Here is a 15,110-nt window from a genome sequence, read left to right as displayed (position 1 = left end):
TCGTGACGCATTCCTTAGATAGAAGAATAAATTAAATGCATAGACGAAAAAAAACCGCTCAGTCAGACTGAACGGTTTTCTTGTATGAAGGCACAGGTCCTTCAATTACTTATGCTTCTGGTGCATCAGCGATGTCAGAAACTTCTGGACGATCCAGCAGTTCAACATATGCCATAGGAGCATTGTCACCAACGCGGAAACCCATTTTCAGGATACGCAGGTAACCGCCGTTACGATTTGCGTAACGTGGGCCCAATTCAGCAAACAATTTGACAACCATTTCGCGGTCGCGCAGACGGGAGAAAGCCAAACGCTTGTTTGCCAATGTGTCTGTTTTACCCAAGGTCAGAATCGGCTCAATAACGCGGCGCAGTTCTTTTGCTTTTGGCAAAGTTGTTTTGATTGCTTCGTGACGCAACAGGGAAACTGTCATGTTGCGCAACATTGCTAAACGGTGGGAAGATGTACGATTCAGCTTACGTAAGCCGTGACGATGACGCATGGTAATTCCTTTTAAAGTTTTAAAAAAGCCAGCTCTTCTATCGCTAACGCATATATTTTTGTCAGCGCGGGCCGGTCGGTACTACTGTTAAATCGGGCAGCTACGCTGCCCGAGGGACCAAATTATTTTTCCAAGCCAGCTGGTGGCCAGTTTTCCAACTTCATACCCAAAGACAAACCACGGGACGCCAGTACTTCTTTGATTTCGTTCAAAGACTTACGACCCAGATTTGGTGTCTTCAACAATTCGTTTTCGCTACGTTGGATCAGATCACCAATGTAGTAAATGTTTTCTGCTTTCAGGCAGTTAGCTGAACGAACTGTCAATTCCAGATCATCCACTGGACGCAACAGAACTGGATCAACTGCAGGTGCGCGGGATGGCGCTTCAGCAGCAGCTTCAGTACCTTCGAGTGCGGCAAATACATTCAACTGATCAACCAACACGCGTGCGGATTGACGAATTGCTTCTTCTGGAGAAATCACACCGTTTGTTTCGATGTTAATGACCAGTTTATCCAGATCAGTACGCTGTTCAACACGAGCGGACTCAACTGCATAAGAAACTCGACGTACTGGAGAGAAAGAAGCATCCAGAATCATACGACCGATAGTTTTGTTCGCATCTTCTGAGAGACGACGAACATTACCTGGCACATAGCCACGGCCTTTTTCTACTTTGATCTGCATGTCGAGTTTGCCGCCAGCAGTCAGATTAGCGATCACGTGATCAGGGTTGATCAGTTCCACATCGTGTGGCAGATCGATATCGGAAGCCAAAACTGCGCCTTCGCCATCTTTCTTCAAAGTCAGAGTGACTTCATCACGATTGTGCAACTTGAATACAACACCTTTCAAGTTCAACAGAATATCAACTACGTCTTCTTGAACGCCATCGAGGGAAGAATACTCATGAACTACACCAGCGATGGTGACTTCAGTCGGTGCGTAACCAGTCATCGTCGACAACAGAACACGACGCAGAGCATTGCCCAGCGTGTGACCATAGCCGCGTTCAAACGGTTCCATAGTCACTTTAGCGTGACCAGCACCCAGCATTTCCACATCAATAATACGTGGCTTCAACAGATTGTTTTGCATGAAATGTCCTTTTCAATACCCTCGGTTCGTTACACCGATAAGGCTGATGGCATTAAAGAAAAAGCCTGCCAGTCGCGAAACAGGCAGGCGGAGAAACTTAATATTAACGAGAATACAATTCAACGATCAGAGATTCGTTAACATCGTGAGCGATGTCGCTGCGATCTGGCATGGACTTGAAAGTACCTTCCATTTTCTTCGCATCAACAGCAACCCAAGATGGCATGCCGCCTTGTTCTGCCAGAGACAGCGCTTCAACGATACGAACTTGCTTTTTCGCTTTTTCACGAACTGCAACGACGTCACCAGCTTTAACCTGGTAAGAAGCGATGTTCACAACGATACCGTTCACTGTGAAAGCTTTGTGGCTCACCAATTGGCGTGCTTCAGCGCGTGTAGAGCCAAAGCCCATACGGTAAGCAACGTTGTCCAGACGGGATTCCAACAATTTCAACAATGTTTCGCCAGTATTGCCTTTTTGACGATCAGCTTCAGCGAAGTAGCGGCGGAATTGACGTTCCAAGATGCCGTACATACGTTTAACTTTTTGCTTTTCGCGCAATTGGTTACCGAAGTCAGAGGTACGAGCACCGGAAGTGCGACCATGTTGACCTGGTTTAGCGTCGAGTTTGCATTTTGAATCTAAAGAGCGACGTGCGCTTTTCAGAAACAGATCCGTGCCTTCGCGGCGGGATAACTTAGCTTTTGGTCCGATATAACGTGCCACAGTATTTTCCTTTAATTAATGACGCAGAATGAGCTGCGCTAGTCTGATCTACCTGCAACCAGACAGTGGTCTTAAAGACATAAGTACTAGAAATAACTAGCCTTTTAATGTCTGAAATAAAAATTCCCAACACAAAACCCGCCAACAAAATGGCGGGCTTGCATTCTAACGGAAAAACCGTCAGAACGCCAGCAGCAAATGCTACTGCTTAGATACGACGACGCTTTGGAGGGCGGCAGCCGTTATGTGGAACTGGTGTTACGTCTTGGATCAAAGAAATCTTGATACCGAGATTGTTCAATGCGCGAACTGAAGATTCACGACCTGGGCCTGGGCCCTTGATGCGAACTTCCAGATTTTTGATACCGCATTCAACAGCAACTTTACCTGCTGCTTCCGCTGCAACCTGCGCTGCGAAAGGAGTAGATTTACGTGAGCCTTTAAAACCAGCACCGCCAGCAGTTGCCCATGAAAGCGCATTGCCTTGACGATCAGTGATCGTGATGATGGTGTTATTGAAAGAAGCGTGAACGTGTGCAATACCTTCTGCAACGTTCTTTTTAACTTTCTTACGAGCACGTGCTGCTGCTGCGTTGTTAGATGCTTTTGCCATAATGATTTCCTTGGATCCGGGCTAGCCTGGATTATTTCTTCAAAGATTGAGCTGCTTTACGTGGGCCTTTACGTGTACGTGCGTTAGTACGTGTACGTTGACCACGGCAAGGCAAGCCTTTACGATGGCGCAAGCCGCGATAGCAACCCAAGTCCATCAAGCGCTTGATGTTCATGGACAATTCACGACGCAAGTCGCCTTCGACGATAAATTTACCGATTTCGTCGCGAAGCTTCTCGAGTTCGTTGTCATCCAGATCTTTAACCTTTTTATTGGTCAAAACACCTGTTGCTTCACAGATTTTCTGTGAGCGTGGACGGCCAATACCATAGATAGCTGTTAAGCCGATTACGGTATGCTGATGATTTGGGATATTAACCCCTGCGATACGTGCCATTCGTTATTCCTCGTTCAATAACGTTAATTAACCTTGGCGCTGTTTATGGCGTGGTTCTGTGCAAATAACACGAACAACACCTTTGCGCTTGATGATTTTGCAGTTGCGGCAAATCCGCTTAACTGATGCGAGAACTTTCATTTTTGCCCTCTTCCCTTTTAATACAATTTAATTTACTTGGTACGGAACACTATTCGCGCCCGGCTCAAATCATAAGGCGTCAATTCCACTGTCACCTTATCACCTGGAAGAATACGAATATAGTTCATTCGCATCTTCCCGGAAATATGGCCTAGTACAACATGCCCGTTTTCCAACTTAACTCGAAATGTCGCATTCGGAAGATTCTCAAGAATCTCGCCCTGCATCTGTATAACGTCGTCTTTTGCCATTCGATCTGCTGTTCCTTCAGGCAATTACCGAGAAGGAATCCCGCCCTTGAAATTTGCTTTACGAAGAAGCGATTCATACTGCTGAGACATCACATAGTTCTGAACTTGTGCCATGAAATCCATGGTAACGACCACAATAATCAACAGCGATGTGCCACCGAAATAAAATGGTACCTTCCACTTGGCGATCAAGAATTCAGGTAATAAACAAACCAGCGTAATATAAACCGCACCGGCCAGTGTCAAACGCATCAAAATCTTATCGATATAGCGTGCTGTCTGATCACCTGGACGAATTCCCGGAACAAACGCGCCACTCTTCTTCAAGTTATCAGCCGTTTCTTTGCTATTAAATACCAAAGCGGTATAGAAGAAGCAGAAGAAAATAATTGCAGCTGCATACAACAAAGCGTGAATCGGCTCGCCTGGTGCCATCGACGCTGCTAGATCTTTCAAGAAGGTAATGAAACCGCTTGAAGAATCGCCTGCGCCTTTAGTGAACCAGCTGGTAATCGTCGCCGGGAACAAAATAATGGAAGAAGCAAAAATCGGAGGAATTACACCTGCCATATTCAGCTTCAGCGGCAAATGACTACTTTGCCCACCATACACTTTATTACCGACCTGACGTTTTGCGTAGTTGACCAGGATCTTACGTTGGCCACGTTCCACAAACACCACCAAGTACGTTACAGCAGCAGCAATCACACAAATCAACAATACTGATGCCGGATGCATAGAGCCTGTCCGAACCAGTTCAAACAAGTTACCCAAGGCATTCGGGAGGCCAGCAGCGATACCGGCAAAAATAATGATAGAAATACCATTACCTAAACCACGCTCCGTAATCTGCTCGCCCAACCACATCAGAAACATCGTTCCAGTTACCAACGTTACTACAGTAGTCAATCGGAAAGCCATACCAGGATCAAGAACCAAACCTGGCTGAGCTTCCAGACCAAACGCAATAAAATATGCCTGCACCGTCGCTAACAGCAAAGTGCCATACCGAGTATATTGTGTAATCTTTCTACGACCGGATTCGCCTTCTTTTTTTAGCGCTTCCAGTTGTGGAGAAACGATAGACATCAACTGCATGATAATCGATGCCGAAATATACGGCATGATACCGAGTGCAAACACGGTGAACCGTGACAATGCACCGCCGGAGAACATGTTAAACATACCCAAAATACCACCTTGGTTTTGCTTAAACAAGTCCGCCAATGCAGTTGGATCTATACCAGGAACTGGCACATGAGCACCAATCCTGTAGACAACCAGTGCTGCAAGCAAAAACCAGAGTCGCCCCCAGGGAAATCCGCTTGCTGCACTTTTAGCTTGTTGTGGAGATGTTGCCAATTATTGCTCCGGTGTCTGCACTGAATTAAGCGATTGTTCCGCCAGCAGCTTCGATTGCAGCTTTAGCGCCTTTAGTGACGATCAAGCCGTTCAAAGTAACTTTCTTGGAAATTGCGCCAGACAAGATCACACGAACTACACGTGCGAGCTCGGAAACAACACCAGCTTGTTTCAAAGCTAAGATGTCAATTTCAGTGACTGGCAGATTTTCCAGGTCTGTCAAACGAACTTCTGCTTTAAACGGGGTTGCCAGTGATTTAAAACCACGTTTTGGCAAACGACGTTGCAGAGGCATCTGACCGCCCTCGAAACCGACTTTATGAAAGCCGCCTGAACGGGATTTTTGACCTTTATGGCCGCGACCCGCTGTCTTACCTAAACCTGAACCGATACCACGACCAACACGACGTTTGTAGTGTTTTGCGCCATCAGCAGGTTGGATGTTATTCAATTCCATAATTTGCTCCGAACATAAGCCTTACGACTTACGCTACAACCTTCACAAGATACGAGACTTTGTTGATCATGCCGCGTACTGCTGGTGTGTCTTCCAATTCAGAAACTGAATTAACACGACGCAGACCCAAACCACGTACGGTAGCACGGTGATCTTGGCGTGTGCCGATCAGACCTTTGACCAATTGTACTTTTACTGTCTTAGTCATCGCGCTCTCCTTAACCGAGGATTTCTTCAACGGTCTTGCCACGCTTTGCAGCGATTTCAGATGGAGTACTCATCTTAGCCAGACCATTTAAAGTCGCACGAACCATGTTGTAAGGATTTGTGGAACCGTTGGATTTAGCAACGACGTTCACAATACCCATTACTTCAAAAATCGCGCGCATTGGACCACCAGCAATAACGCCAGTACCTTCTTTTGCTGGAGAAATCATGACGGAAGATGCGCCGTGCTTACCAGTAACGGTGTGCTGCAATGTACCGTTCTTTAAAGTCACTTTGATCATCTTACGACGTGCTTCTTCCATCGCTTTTTGTACAGCTACAGGAACTTCTTTCGATTTTCCCTTGCCCATACCGATACGGCCATCGCCGTCACCTACGACTGTCAGCGCCGCGAAACCCATGATACGACCACCCTTAACCACTTTGGTTACACGGTTGATCGCGATCATTTTTTCGCGCATGCCATCATCCGGCTTGTCGGCTGCTGTTTTTGCTTGCATTTTTGCCATGACAAATTTTCCTTAGAACTTCAAGCCAGCTTCGCGGGCAGCTTCTGCAAGCGCCTTGATGCGGCCATGGTAACGGAAACCGGAGCGGTCAAACGCAACTTCGGTAACCCCTGCTTTGATTGCCTTCTCTGCTACACGCTTGCCGATCAAAGTCGCGGCTGTGGTGTTGCCACCAGCACCGGACTTGCCAGCCAACTCTGCACGTACTTCTGCTTCTACTGTAGAAGCAGATGCCAACACTTTGGCGTCTGGGCCAATAATGTTTGCGTAGATGTGCAAGTTGGTGCGATGCACGGCCAGGCGGTTCACTTTGAGTTCTGCGATCTTGGCACGGGTTTGACGTGCGCGGCGCAGACGTGATTGTTTCTTGTCCATCGTCAACCCCTATTACTTCTTCTTGGTTTCTTTAATCACAACCACTTCGTCCGCATAACGGACACCCTTGCCTTTATAAGGCTCTGGGCTGCGGTATGCACGGACTTCAGCTGCCACTTGACCTACTTGCTGCTTATTAACCCCTTTGATCAGGATTTCAGTAGGTGTTGGCGTAGCACAAGAAACGCCGGCTGGCATTTGATGTACAACTGGGTGTGAAAAACCTAAAGACAAATTCAATTTGTCACCTTGAGCTTGCGCTTTGTAACCAACGCCGACCAAAGTGAGTTTTCTTTCGAAGCCTTTTGTAACACCGTTAACCATGTTGTTGACCAGAGCACGTAAAGTGCCTGTCATTGCATTAGCTTCACGGCCATCATTGGCTGGTGAAAAACTCAAAGTGCCGTTGTCGTTCGCAATTGCCACTAAGCCGTTTAAGCTTTGTGTCAATACGCCCATAGGACCTTTTACTGTAATCTGCTCTGCTGAAATTGCAACTTCTGCACCGGCCGGCAAAGCGATTGGCATCTTACCTACTCGAGACATCTTTCACTCCTTAGGCGACGTAGCAAATAACTTCGCCACCGACACCGGTTGCGCGCGCTTTGCGGTCAGTCATGACGCCTTTTGGTGTGGACACAATGGCCACGCCCAAACCGTTCATCACGCTTGGAATCTCGTCTTTACCTTTGTAAATACGGAGACCTGGACGTGAAACACGTTCCAAACGCTCAATAACAGGACGTCCTGCATAATATTTCAAGCCGATTTTTAATTCGGACTTACCTGCAGTTTCCAAAACTGCGAAATCTTCAATGTAACCTTCGTCTTTAAGTACGTTTGCAATTGCAATCTTTACTTTAGAGGACGGCATCGCAACTACAGTTTTTTGAACAACTTGTGCGTTACGAATGCGGGTCAGCATATCGGCGATAGGATCGCTCATACTCATTGCTTATTCTCCTATTACCAGCTGGCTTTAGTCATACCCGGGATTTCACCACGCATGGCGACTTCACGGAGTTTAATACGGCCCAAACCGAATTTACGGAATGTGCCACGTGGGCGACCTGTCAAAGCGCAACGATTACGCTGGCGGGTCGGATTAGAATTACGTGGCAAAGCCTGCAACTTCAGACGAGCGATGTAACGCTCTTCTTCTGTCTTTGATTGGTCATCAATGATGGCCTTCAATTCGGCGCGCTTGCCAGCGAATTTCTTCACCAAGTCTGCACGCTTTTGCTCACGATTAATCAGTGCCAATTTTGCCATGGCGACCTCAGTTTCTGAACGGAAATTTAAATGCGGCGAGGAGTGCTTTCGCTTCTTCGTCGGTCTTTGCTGTTGTCGTGATACTAATATTCATACCACGCAATGCGTCGATCTTGTCGTACTCGATTTCAGGGAAAATGATCTGTTCCTTGACACCGATATTGTAGTTACCACGACCATCAAACGCACGACCAGAAACACCACGGAAGTCACGTACACGTGGCAGAGCCACAGTAATGAAACGATCCAGGAATTCATACATCTGAGCGCCACGCAAAGTAACCATACAACCGATTGGATAGCCTTCACGGATTTTAAAACCTGCAATCGCTTTACGTGCTTTAGTCACGACTGGCTTTTGGCCAGCGATTTTAGTCAAGTCACCAACAGCGTGCTCAATGATCTTTTTGTCAGCAATTGCTTCAGACAAACCCATGTTCAGGGTAATCTTCAAGATACGTGGTACTTCCATCGAAGACTTATACGCGTACTTTTCAGTCAGCGCCGCAACGATTTTTTCTTTATATAATGCTTGTAGACGGGCCATGATGTTATGCCTTCACAACTTCGCCAGTCGACTTGTAGACGCGGACTTTCTTACCATCCACGACCTTAAAGCCTACACGGTCTGCTTTGCCAGATGCAGCGTTAAACAACGCAACATTCGACACATGAATCGGCATCACTTTATCAACGATGCCACCTACTGCGCCAGTCATTGGGTTAGGCTTAACAGCTTTTTTAGCAACGTTAATACCAGCTACAACAACGTAATCGCTGTCGATGCATGCTTGCACCTGACCACGTTTACCTTTGTCTTTACCCGTCAAGACGATGACTTCGTCGTTTTTACGAATTTTATTCATCACGACTCCTTACAGCACTTCTGGAGCTAAAGACACGATTTTCATGAAGCGCTCAGTACGCAATTCGCGTGTTACTGGGCCGAAAATACGAGTGCCGATAGGCTCAAGCTTTGCATTCAACAATACTGCAGCATTGCCATCAAATTTGACCAACGAGCCATCTTGACGACGAACACCCTTAGCTGTTCTCACAACTACGGCGTTGTAAATTTCACCTTTTTTTACACGACCGCGTGGAGCAGCAGATTTCACAGTGACTTTAATTACATCACCGATACCCGCATAACGACGCTTGGAACCGCCCAACACCTTAATACACAAAACTTCACGTGCACCAGTGTTGTCAGCCACTTCCAGCCGGCTTTCTGTTTGAATCATAATGTTCTCTTTCCCAACTTAATCCACATAACTTGCACAATGCAAATTTGTAGTCAGTCTTGGTCCCGCCAGCCAACCCCTACATAACCTACAATGCACGAGCCAACTGATTAGGTGGACGATTTTTTAACCACTTTCACAACGAGAGGGTGTTGCGAAAGACATTTAGGCTGTCATTTACATGTATTGCAAATGACAGCCCATCATTATTACATCAAAAAAGTTTTTGTGCAATAAATTTATACAACTTGTGCGACTTGAACCACACGTGTCACTGTCCAAGCTTTAGTCTTGGAGATTGGACGACCTTCTTGGATTTCAACTGTGTCGCCAGCTTTTGCCTGGTTCGCTTCATCGTGTGCGTGGTACTTTGCAGTACGAACGATGATCTTGCCATACAAAGGATGTTTGACGTGACGTTCAACAACCACTGTTACGGTTTTGTCCATCTTGTCTGACACAACTTTGCCAATTAATGTGCGCTTCAATGCCACTTTAACTTGATCGTTCATTATTTGGCATCCTTCTGGTTCATGACGGTTTTAACACGTGCGATGTCACGACGAACTTTTTTCAACTGTGAAGTGTTAGTCAGTTGCTGTGTAGCGATTTGCATACGCAGGCTGAATTGTGCCTTCAACAGATCATTAAGTTCTTTGGTCAAAGCCGCTTGATCTTTACCTTGGAGTTCAGATACTTTCATTTACAACTCCTATTATTGGCCGACTTGACGGACGACGAACGTAGTCATCAACGGCAATTTAGCTGCAGCCAAGCGGAACGCTTCGCGTGCCAGCGCTTCATCGACACCATCCATCTCGTACAACATTTTGCCAGGTTGAATCTCGGCAACGTAGTACTCAGGATTACCCTTACCATTACCCATACGAACCTCTGCAGGTTTCTGGGAAATTGGCTTGTCCGGGAAAACGCGGATCCAAATACGACCACCGCGTTTAATATGACGGGTCATCGCACGACGCGCAGCTTCGATCTGACGCGCTGTGATACGACCACGGCCAACCGCTTTCAAGCCAAACTCACCGAAGGAGACAGCTGTACCACGGGAATGAGAAATCCCCTTGTTACGGCCTTTTTGCTCCTTACGATATTTTCTGCGTGCTGGTTGCAGCATGATTATTCTCCTGCTTTCTCAGCTGGAGCTGCAGCGTCAGCTTTTGCGCGTACGCGCTTGGCTGCTGGAGCTGCTGCACCAGTTGTAGTTTGCCCTTCAGGACGCTTAGCACGTGGACGACTGTTTGGCTTGCCATCGTCACGACGTGGACCACGACGTTTTTTGTCGTCGTCTGGAGTCGATTCAATAACAGGCGCATCGCCATTTGCTAAACGATCACCTTTGTAGACCCACACTTTTACGCCAATAATGCCGTAAGTTGTGGATGCTTCGCCAAAACCGTAGTCGATATCAGCGCGCAATGTATGCAGAGGCACACGGCCTTCGCGATACCATTCTTTACGAGCGATTTCAATACCATTCAAACGACCACCGGACATGATCTTGATGCCTTGTGCACCCAAACGCATTGCATTTTGCATCGCACGTTTCATCGCGCGGCGGAACATAATACGTTTTTCGAGCTGTTGAGCGATCGAATCAGCGATCAATTGTGCATCGATTTCTGGCTTGCGAATTTCTTCGATGTTCACGTGAACTGGCACGCCCATCATTTTCGACAATTCAGCTTTCAATACTTCAATATCTTCGCCTTTTTTACCGATTACAACACCTGGACGGGAGCTGTAAATAGTAATACGGGCGTTTTTCGCTGGACGCTCAATAGTGATGCGGCCTACAGATGCGTTTTTCAGTTTTTTCTTCAGGTACTCACGTACTTTCAGATCTTCACCGAGCATGGCAGCGAAATTGCCGTTGCCTGCATACCAACGTGAAGACCAGTTACGTGTTACCGCAAGACGAAAACCGGTTGGATGTATCTTCTGTCCCATCGTGACTCCTTAGTTACCGACAGTCACATAAATGTGACAGGATTGTTTAGAGATACGATCACCACGACCCTTAGCGCGTGCTGTGAAGCGCTTCAGAATCGCACCTTTTTCGACATAGATAGTCTTTACTTTCAGCTCATCGATATCTGCACCATCGTTGTGCTCGGCGTTTGCAATTGCAGACTCCAACACTTTCTTAATGATTGCAGCACCTTTTTTAGGGCTGAATGCCAGGATATTCAATGCCTGATCTACTTTTTTACCACGGATAAGGTCTGCAACGAGGCGACCTTTTTGCTCAGACAGACGCACACCGCGAAGATTAGCTTTAGTTTCCATCATCGGTCCTTATTTCTTAGCCTTTTTATCGGCAGCGTGACCCTTGAACGTACGGGTCAGCGCAAATTCGCCGAGCTTGTGACCAACCATGTTTTCGGAAACATAAACTGGTACGTGTTGCTTACCGTTATGCACCGCAATGGTCAAACCGATGAAGTCCGGCATAATTGTCGAACGACGGGACCAAGTCTTGATTGGCTTTTTGTCTTTATTTGCTTGCGCAGTTTCGACTTTCTTCACCAGGTGGGCGTCGCAGAACGGCCCTTTTTTCAATGAACGTGTCATGTTTTATCCCTTATTTCTTACCACGGCGTGAGACGATCATCGAAGTAGTACGCTTGTTGCGACGTGTCTTCTTACCCTTGGTCTGTTGACCCCATGGAGAAACTGGATGACGACCTGCTGCGGTTTTACCTTCACCACCACCGTGCGGGTGATCAACCGGATTCATTACCACACCGCGAACGGTAGGACGAACACCGCGCCAACGCATCGCACCAGCTTTACCAATCTTACGCAGATTGTGCTCGCCGTTACCAACTTCACCGATAGTTGCGCGGCATTCGATATGAATACGACGAACTTCACCGGAGCGCAAACGAACCTGAGCGTAAGTGCCTTCACGAGCCATCAGAACAACGCCAGCACCAGCTGTACGTGCGATCTGAGCACCCTTGCCTGGCAACATTTCTACGCAGTGCATAGTTGTGCCAACTGGGATGTTACGGATAGGCAAGCAGTTACCAGATTTGATTGGCGCTTGAGAGCCGCTCATTACCTGATCACCAGCAGCCATACCTTTAGTAGCGATGATGTAAGCACGCTCACCATCCGCGTAGCACAACAAAGCAATGTGCGCTGTACGGTTAGGATCGTATTCAATACGTTCTACTTTTGCAGGAATACCGTCTTTAGTGTTGCGTTTGAAGTCAACAATACGATAATGCTGCTTATGACCACCACCGATATGACGGGTAGTGATGTGACCGTTATTATTACGGCCAGCAGTTTTGGATTTCTTTTCCAACAAAGCAGCAAACGGACGACCTTTATGCAGGCCTTCTGTTACTACTTTCACCATACCACGACGACCTGGTGAGGTTGGCTTCATCTTAACGAGTGCCATGCTTATGCCCCCTCAGTGAAGTTGATTTCTTGACCTGGCTTCAAGCATACAAAAGCGCGTTTTGTATGATTGCGACGGCCATTAAATCTACCGGTACGTTTTTGTTTACCTTGACGATTTGCTACTTGAACAGATTCAACTTGAACCTTAAACAGCAATTCGACGGCAGCTTTGATTTCTGGCTTGGTTGCATCTGGCATAACCAGGAAAACCACTTGTTCATTCTTTTCAGCAACCATAGTTGCTTTTTCAGAAATAACAGGAGCCAGCAACACCTTCATCAGGCGTTCTTCGCTATGTTTGATTAATGCGCTCATGCCAGCATCTCCTCAATCTTTGCCAGTGCTGGCTTAGTGATCAACACTTTCTTGTAGAACACCAAAGAAACTGGATCAGCATAACGTGGCTCAACAACCAAAACGTTTGCCAAGTTACGTGCTGCCAACATCAGATTTTCGTTGAATTCATCAGTGATGATCAAAACGGAATCCAGGCAACCCAATGCTTTCAATTTTTCCGTCAACAATTTTGTTTTCGGAGCTTCGACAGCAACATCATCAACCACATTCAGACGACCTTCACGAGCCAACTGAGAGAGGATCGAGCAGATACCTGCGCGATACATCTTTTTGTTAACTTTGTGAGAGAAGTTCTCATCTGGTGTATTTGGGAAAATACGACCACCGCCACGCCACAAAGGAGAGGAAGACATACCAGCACGTGCACGACCAGTACCTTTTTGACGCCAAGGCTTCTTAGTTGTGTGATGGACTTCTTCACGATCTTTTTGCTTGCGATTACCGCTACGCGCGTTCGCTTGGAATGCAACAACTACTTGATGAATCAAGGCTTCGTTGTAATCACGACCGAAAATAGTATCAGGAGCAACGACGTTCGCTGCAGCTTGACCTTGTTCGTTTAGGAGCTTCAGTTCCATGGATTAGGCTCCCTTCTTTGCTTTAACTTTAACAGCAGGAGATACTACTACCTGACCATTTTTTGCACCCGGCACAGCACCCTTAACCAGCAACAACTGACGCTCTGCATCTACGCGAGCGATTTCCAGATTTTGCACAGTACGAGTTACGTCACCCAAGTGACCAGTCATGCGCTTACCAGGGAAAACACGACCTGGATCCTGCGCCATACCGATAGAACCTGGAACGTTATGGGAACGGGAGTTACCGTGAGTAGCGCGACCAGAAGCGAAGTGGTGACGTTTGATGGTACCGGCATAGCCTTTACCAATTGTTACGCCTTGCACGTCAACTTTTTGACCAGCTTCGAACAATCCAACAGGCACAACATCGCCAGCTTTCATTTCGGAAGCTTTAGCAGCATCAACACGGAATTCTTTTAATACAGTACCAGCTTCAACACCTGCTTTTGCGAGGTGACCGGCAGCCGCTTTAGTTACACGGGATGCACGGCGCTGACCGAAAGTAACCTGAACAGCGGAGTAACCGTCTGTTTCAGGAGTTTTGACTTGCGTCACGCGGTTGTTGGACACGTCTAATACAGTAACAGGAATTGAATCCCCATCATCTGTAAAGATGCGCATCATACCAACCTTGCGACCAACTAGGCCCAAGCTCATTATTTTCTCCATTCTCACCTACGATTGGGTGAGGCTGATGTTTAAAAAACTTAAACGAAAAGGTTAGCGGAAGCTAACCTACATTTAAGCCTTCGATTATAGCCCACAAATTTTTTATTTACAACGCAAATTATTTGAAAATTCAAAAATTTGTGGTATGTCAATTCCTTTTAAATTTACCAGTTTACAATTACACAAAAAACTGGCGAACTTTAATTGGCAATTGATTACTGCAATTTGATTTCAACATCAACGCCAGCTGGCAAGTCGAGCTTCATCAAAGCATCAACTGTTTTGTCTGTTGGATCAACGATATCCATCAAACGCTGGTGTGTACGAATTTCAAACTGATCACGGGAAGTTTTGTTCACGTGTGGGGAACGCAATACGTCGAAACGTTGGATACGTGTTGGCAGAGGCACTGGACCTTTAACAACAGCGCCAGTGCGCTTAGCTGTTTCAACGATTTCCAAAGCAGATTGATCGATCAATTTGTAATCAAATGCTTTCAGACGGATGCGGATCTTTTGATTTTGTGTGGACATGCTATTTCCTATAAAGAACGAGCCAACTACTCAGTGAGTGTGGCGATTTTTACAAAGAGCGAATACTAAAAAAAAGCGGCTGACGTGCTTAAAAACACGGCAGCCGACTAGTGTACTACAAAATTACGAATTACTCGATAATTTTTGCAACAACGCCCGCACCAACAGTACGACCGCCTTCACGGATAGCGAAGCGCAAGCCTTCTTCCATCGCGATCGGGTTGATCAGTTTTACTGTGATAGATACGTTATCACCAGGCATCACCATTTCTTTGTCTTTTGGCAACTCGATCGAACCAGTTACGTCCGTTGTGCGGAAGTAGAACTGTGGACGGTAGTTGTTAAAGAATGGTGTAT

At 46.6% G+C, this 15,110-nt stretch carries 29 protein-coding genes and 1 pseudogene; all 30 read right to left on the bottom strand.

What is annotated here, in order from left to right:
* Positions 1-109: 109 nt before the first annotated feature.
* Entirely contained in the window at positions 110-502 is a 393-nt protein-coding gene (gene rplQ / locus ACO0KY_RS01615; protein ID WP_186911211.1) for a 50S ribosomal protein L17, read from the bottom strand.
* Between the two features lie 122 nt (positions 503-624).
* Positions 625-1,602, bottom strand: coding sequence for a DNA-directed RNA polymerase subunit alpha (locus tag ACO0KY_RS01610; RefSeq protein ID WP_186911212.1), 978 nt, complete (start codon positions 1,600-1,602; stop codon positions 625-627).
* Positions 1,603-1,705: 103 nt separating this feature from the next.
* Positions 1,706-2,329, bottom strand: coding sequence for a 30S ribosomal protein S4 (gene rpsD, locus ACO0KY_RS01605; RefSeq protein WP_422991013.1), 624 nt, complete (start codon positions 2,327-2,329; stop codon positions 1,706-1,708).
* Between the two features lie 208 nt (positions 2,330-2,537).
* Entirely contained in the window at positions 2,538-2,942 is a 405-nt protein-coding gene (rpsK, locus tag ACO0KY_RS01600; RefSeq protein ID WP_186911214.1) for a 30S ribosomal protein S11, read from the bottom strand.
* A 31-nt stretch (positions 2,943-2,973) separates the two neighbouring features.
* Complete coding sequence (gene rpsM, locus ACO0KY_RS01595) at positions 2,974-3,339, bottom strand: 30S ribosomal protein S13 (RefSeq protein ID WP_186884641.1); 366 nt, start codon at positions 3,337-3,339, stop codon at positions 2,974-2,976.
* A gap of 27 nt (positions 3,340-3,366) precedes the next feature.
* The gene (gene rpmJ, locus ACO0KY_RS01590) at positions 3,367-3,480 is read right to left on the bottom strand and encodes a 50S ribosomal protein L36 (RefSeq protein WP_014004415.1); all 114 of its coding nucleotides are present in this window, start codon (positions 3,478-3,480) and stop codon (positions 3,367-3,369) included.
* A gap of 32 nt (positions 3,481-3,512) precedes the next feature.
* Positions 3,513-3,731: a translation initiation factor IF-1 gene (gene infA / locus ACO0KY_RS01585; RefSeq protein WP_005663428.1), complete on the bottom strand. Its 219-nt coding sequence runs from the start codon at positions 3,729-3,731 to the stop codon at positions 3,513-3,515.
* Between the two features lie 24 nt (positions 3,732-3,755).
* Positions 3,756-5,093, bottom strand: coding sequence for a preprotein translocase subunit SecY (secY, locus tag ACO0KY_RS01580; protein ID WP_186911215.1), 1,338 nt, complete (start codon positions 5,091-5,093; stop codon positions 3,756-3,758).
* Positions 5,094-5,118: 25 nt separating this feature from the next.
* Positions 5,119-5,550, bottom strand: a complete 432-nt coding sequence (gene rplO, locus ACO0KY_RS01575; RefSeq protein ID WP_186911216.1) for a 50S ribosomal protein L15 — start codon at positions 5,548-5,550, stop codon at positions 5,119-5,121.
* Positions 5,551-5,578: 28 nt separating this feature from the next.
* Positions 5,579-5,758 (bottom strand): 50S ribosomal protein L30, encoded by a 180-nt coding sequence (gene rpmD / locus ACO0KY_RS01570; RefSeq protein WP_186911217.1) that lies wholly within the window; start codon positions 5,756-5,758, stop codon positions 5,579-5,581.
* 10 nt (positions 5,759-5,768) lie between these two features.
* A complete protein-coding gene (gene rpsE, locus ACO0KY_RS01565) occupies positions 5,769-6,287 on the bottom strand; it encodes a 30S ribosomal protein S5 (RefSeq protein ID WP_110255927.1) in 519 nt (172 codons plus the stop codon).
* Between the two features lie 12 nt (positions 6,288-6,299).
* Positions 6,300-6,662 carry a 50S ribosomal protein L18 gene (rplR, locus tag ACO0KY_RS01560; protein ID WP_186884637.1) on the bottom strand — a complete coding sequence of 121 codons (363 nt, stop codon included), beginning with the start codon at positions 6,660-6,662 and terminating at the stop codon, positions 6,300-6,302.
* Between the two features lie 12 nt (positions 6,663-6,674).
* Positions 6,675-7,208, bottom strand: a complete 534-nt coding sequence (rplF, locus tag ACO0KY_RS01555; RefSeq protein WP_186911218.1) for a 50S ribosomal protein L6 — start codon at positions 7,206-7,208, stop codon at positions 6,675-6,677.
* Positions 7,209-7,218: 10 nt separating this feature from the next.
* Positions 7,219-7,614 (bottom strand): 30S ribosomal protein S8, encoded by a 396-nt coding sequence (gene rpsH, locus ACO0KY_RS01550; RefSeq protein WP_186911219.1) that lies wholly within the window; start codon positions 7,612-7,614, stop codon positions 7,219-7,221.
* A gap of 14 nt (positions 7,615-7,628) precedes the next feature.
* The gene (rpsN, locus tag ACO0KY_RS01545; protein ID WP_186911220.1) at positions 7,629-7,934 is read right to left on the bottom strand and encodes a 30S ribosomal protein S14; all 306 of its coding nucleotides are present in this window, start codon (positions 7,932-7,934) and stop codon (positions 7,629-7,631) included.
* A 7-nt stretch (positions 7,935-7,941) separates the two neighbouring features.
* Positions 7,942-8,481, bottom strand: a complete 540-nt coding sequence (gene rplE, locus ACO0KY_RS01540) for a 50S ribosomal protein L5 (protein ID WP_186911221.1) — start codon at positions 8,479-8,481, stop codon at positions 7,942-7,944.
* Between the two features lie 4 nt (positions 8,482-8,485).
* Entirely contained in the window at positions 8,486-8,800 is a 315-nt protein-coding gene (gene rplX, locus ACO0KY_RS01535; protein WP_186911222.1) for a 50S ribosomal protein L24, read from the bottom strand.
* Positions 8,801-8,809: 9 nt separating this feature from the next.
* Positions 8,810-9,178, bottom strand: a complete 369-nt coding sequence (gene rplN, locus ACO0KY_RS01530; protein WP_006464924.1) for a 50S ribosomal protein L14 — start codon at positions 9,176-9,178, stop codon at positions 8,810-8,812.
* A 239-nt stretch (positions 9,179-9,417) separates the two neighbouring features.
* Positions 9,418-9,690: a 30S ribosomal protein S17 gene (rpsQ, locus tag ACO0KY_RS01525; protein ID WP_162039553.1), complete on the bottom strand. Its 273-nt coding sequence runs from the start codon at positions 9,688-9,690 to the stop codon at positions 9,418-9,420.
* A complete protein-coding gene (gene rpmC / locus ACO0KY_RS01520; RefSeq protein ID WP_162021780.1) occupies positions 9,690-9,881 on the bottom strand; it encodes a 50S ribosomal protein L29 in 192 nt (63 codons plus the stop codon). The genes rpsQ and rpmC overlap by 1 nt, the downstream gene beginning before the upstream one ends.
* Positions 9,882-9,893: 12 nt before the next feature.
* Positions 9,894-10,313: a 50S ribosomal protein L16 gene (rplP, locus tag ACO0KY_RS01515; protein WP_186911223.1), complete on the bottom strand. Its 420-nt coding sequence runs from the start codon at positions 10,311-10,313 to the stop codon at positions 9,894-9,896.
* Between the two features lie 2 nt (positions 10,314-10,315).
* Positions 10,316-11,146, bottom strand: a complete 831-nt coding sequence (gene rpsC, locus ACO0KY_RS01510; RefSeq protein WP_423043657.1) for a 30S ribosomal protein S3 — start codon at positions 11,144-11,146, stop codon at positions 10,316-10,318.
* A gap of 9 nt (positions 11,147-11,155) precedes the next feature.
* On the bottom strand, positions 11,156-11,488 hold the full coding sequence (rplV, locus tag ACO0KY_RS01505; protein ID WP_174244915.1) for a 50S ribosomal protein L22: 333 nt from the start codon (positions 11,486-11,488) through the stop codon (positions 11,156-11,158).
* A gap of 6 nt (positions 11,489-11,494) precedes the next feature.
* Positions 11,495-11,770 (bottom strand): 30S ribosomal protein S19, encoded by a 276-nt coding sequence (gene rpsS / locus ACO0KY_RS01500; RefSeq protein ID WP_186911225.1) that lies wholly within the window; start codon positions 11,768-11,770, stop codon positions 11,495-11,497.
* Between the two features lie 10 nt (positions 11,771-11,780).
* Positions 11,781-12,611, bottom strand: coding sequence for a 50S ribosomal protein L2 (gene rplB, locus ACO0KY_RS01495; protein ID WP_423043654.1), 831 nt, complete (start codon positions 12,609-12,611; stop codon positions 11,781-11,783).
* Between the two features lie 2 nt (positions 12,612-12,613).
* Complete coding sequence (rplW, locus tag ACO0KY_RS01490) at positions 12,614-12,928, bottom strand: 50S ribosomal protein L23 (RefSeq protein WP_186911227.1); 315 nt, start codon at positions 12,926-12,928, stop codon at positions 12,614-12,616.
* Positions 12,925-13,548, bottom strand: a complete 624-nt coding sequence (gene rplD, locus ACO0KY_RS01485; RefSeq protein ID WP_186911228.1) for a 50S ribosomal protein L4 — start codon at positions 13,546-13,548, stop codon at positions 12,925-12,927. The genes rplW and rplD overlap by 4 nt, the downstream gene beginning before the upstream one ends.
* Positions 13,549-13,551: 3 nt before the next feature.
* Positions 13,552-14,208, bottom strand: coding sequence for a 50S ribosomal protein L3 (gene rplC, locus ACO0KY_RS01480; RefSeq protein ID WP_186911229.1), 657 nt, complete (start codon positions 14,206-14,208; stop codon positions 13,552-13,554).
* Positions 14,209-14,435: 227 nt separating this feature from the next.
* Positions 14,436-14,753, bottom strand: a complete 318-nt coding sequence (gene rpsJ / locus ACO0KY_RS01475) for a 30S ribosomal protein S10 (RefSeq protein WP_110255911.1) — start codon at positions 14,751-14,753, stop codon at positions 14,436-14,438.
* A 130-nt stretch (positions 14,754-14,883) separates the two neighbouring features.
* Positions 14,884-15,110: pseudogene (tuf, locus tag ACO0KY_RS01470) on the bottom strand (elongation factor Tu); the annotation flags it as partial.

Source organism: Undibacterium sp. Dicai25W (assembly GCF_049340505.1).
Lineage (GTDB): Bacteria > Pseudomonadota > Gammaproteobacteria > Burkholderiales > Burkholderiaceae_D > Undibacterium > Undibacterium jejuense.
The sequence above is the reverse complement of the archived record's forward strand: the minus strand, read 5'-3'. Positions and strand labels throughout refer to the sequence as shown.

Coding starts and splice junctions, on each gene's coding strand:
- rpsJ (WP_110255911.1), bottom strand. CDS start 14,753: ATGTCCACACAAAATCAAAAGATCCGCATCCGTCTGAAAGCATTTGAT.
- rpsN (WP_186911220.1), bottom strand. CDS start 7,934: ATGGCAAAATTGGCACTGATTAATCGTGAGCAAAAGCGTGCAGACTTG.
- rplX (WP_186911222.1), bottom strand. CDS start 8,800: ATGAATAAAATTCGTAAAAACGACGAAGTCATCGTCTTGACGGGTAAA.
- rplO (WP_186911216.1), bottom strand. CDS start 5,550: ATGGAATTGAATAACATCCAACCTGCTGATGGCGCAAAACACTACAAA.
- rpsH (WP_186911219.1), bottom strand. CDS start 7,614: ATGAGTATGAGCGATCCTATCGCCGATATGCTGACCCGCATTCGTAAC.
- rplR (WP_186884637.1), bottom strand. CDS start 6,662: ATGGACAAGAAACAATCACGTCTGCGCCGCGCACGTCAAACCCGTGCC.
- rplV (WP_174244915.1), bottom strand. CDS start 11,488: ATGATGGAAACTAAAGCTAATCTTCGCGGTGTGCGTCTGTCTGAGCAA.
- rpsE (WP_110255927.1), bottom strand. CDS start 6,287: ATGGCAAAAATGCAAGCAAAAACAGCAGCCGACAAGCCGGATGATGGC.
- rpsM (WP_186884641.1), bottom strand. CDS start 3,339: ATGGCACGTATCGCAGGGGTTAATATCCCAAATCATCAGCATACCGTA.
- rpsQ (WP_162039553.1), bottom strand. CDS start 9,690: ATGAACGATCAAGTTAAAGTGGCATTGAAGCGCACATTAATTGGCAAA.
- rplB (WP_423043654.1), bottom strand. CDS start 12,611: ATGGCACTCGTTAAGATGAAGCCAACCTCACCAGGTCGTCGTGGTATG.
- rplN (WP_006464924.1), bottom strand. CDS start 9,178: ATGATTCAAACAGAAAGCCGGCTGGAAGTGGCTGACAACACTGGTGCA.
- rpmC (WP_162021780.1), bottom strand. CDS start 9,881: ATGAAAGTATCTGAACTCCAAGGTAAAGATCAAGCGGCTTTGACCAAA.
- rplE (WP_186911221.1), bottom strand. CDS start 8,481: ATGGCCCGTCTACAAGCATTATATAAAGAAAAAATCGTTGCGGCGCTG.
- rplF (WP_186911218.1), bottom strand. CDS start 7,208: ATGTCTCGAGTAGGTAAGATGCCAATCGCTTTGCCGGCCGGTGCAGAA.
- rplC (WP_186911229.1), bottom strand. CDS start 14,208: ATGAGCTTGGGCCTAGTTGGTCGCAAGGTTGGTATGATGCGCATCTTT.
- ACO0KY_RS01610 (WP_186911212.1), bottom strand. CDS start 1,602: ATGCAAAACAATCTGTTGAAGCCACGTATTATTGATGTGGAAATGCTG.
- rplP (WP_186911223.1), bottom strand. CDS start 10,313: ATGCTGCAACCAGCACGCAGAAAATATCGTAAGGAGCAAAAAGGCCGT.
- rpmJ (WP_014004415.1), bottom strand. CDS start 3,480: ATGAAAGTTCTCGCATCAGTTAAGCGGATTTGCCGCAACTGCAAAATC.
- rpsK (WP_186911214.1), bottom strand. CDS start 2,942: ATGGCAAAAGCATCTAACAACGCAGCAGCAGCACGTGCTCGTAAGAAA.
- rpsC (WP_423043657.1), bottom strand. CDS start 11,146: ATGGGACAGAAGATACATCCAACCGGTTTTCGTCTTGCGGTAACACGT.
- rplW (WP_186911227.1), bottom strand. CDS start 12,928: ATGAGCGCATTAATCAAACATAGCGAAGAACGCCTGATGAAGGTGTTG.
- rpsS (WP_186911225.1), bottom strand. CDS start 11,770: ATGACACGTTCATTGAAAAAAGGGCCGTTCTGCGACGCCCACCTGGTG.
- rplQ (WP_186911211.1), bottom strand. CDS start 502: ATGCGTCATCGTCACGGCTTACGTAAGCTGAATCGTACATCTTCCCAC.
- rplD (WP_186911228.1), bottom strand. CDS start 13,548: ATGGAACTGAAGCTCCTAAACGAACAAGGTCAAGCTGCAGCGAACGTC.
- rpmD (WP_186911217.1), bottom strand. CDS start 5,758: ATGACTAAGACAGTAAAAGTACAATTGGTCAAAGGTCTGATCGGCACA.
- infA (WP_005663428.1), bottom strand. CDS start 3,731: ATGGCAAAAGACGACGTTATACAGATGCAGGGCGAGATTCTTGAGAAT.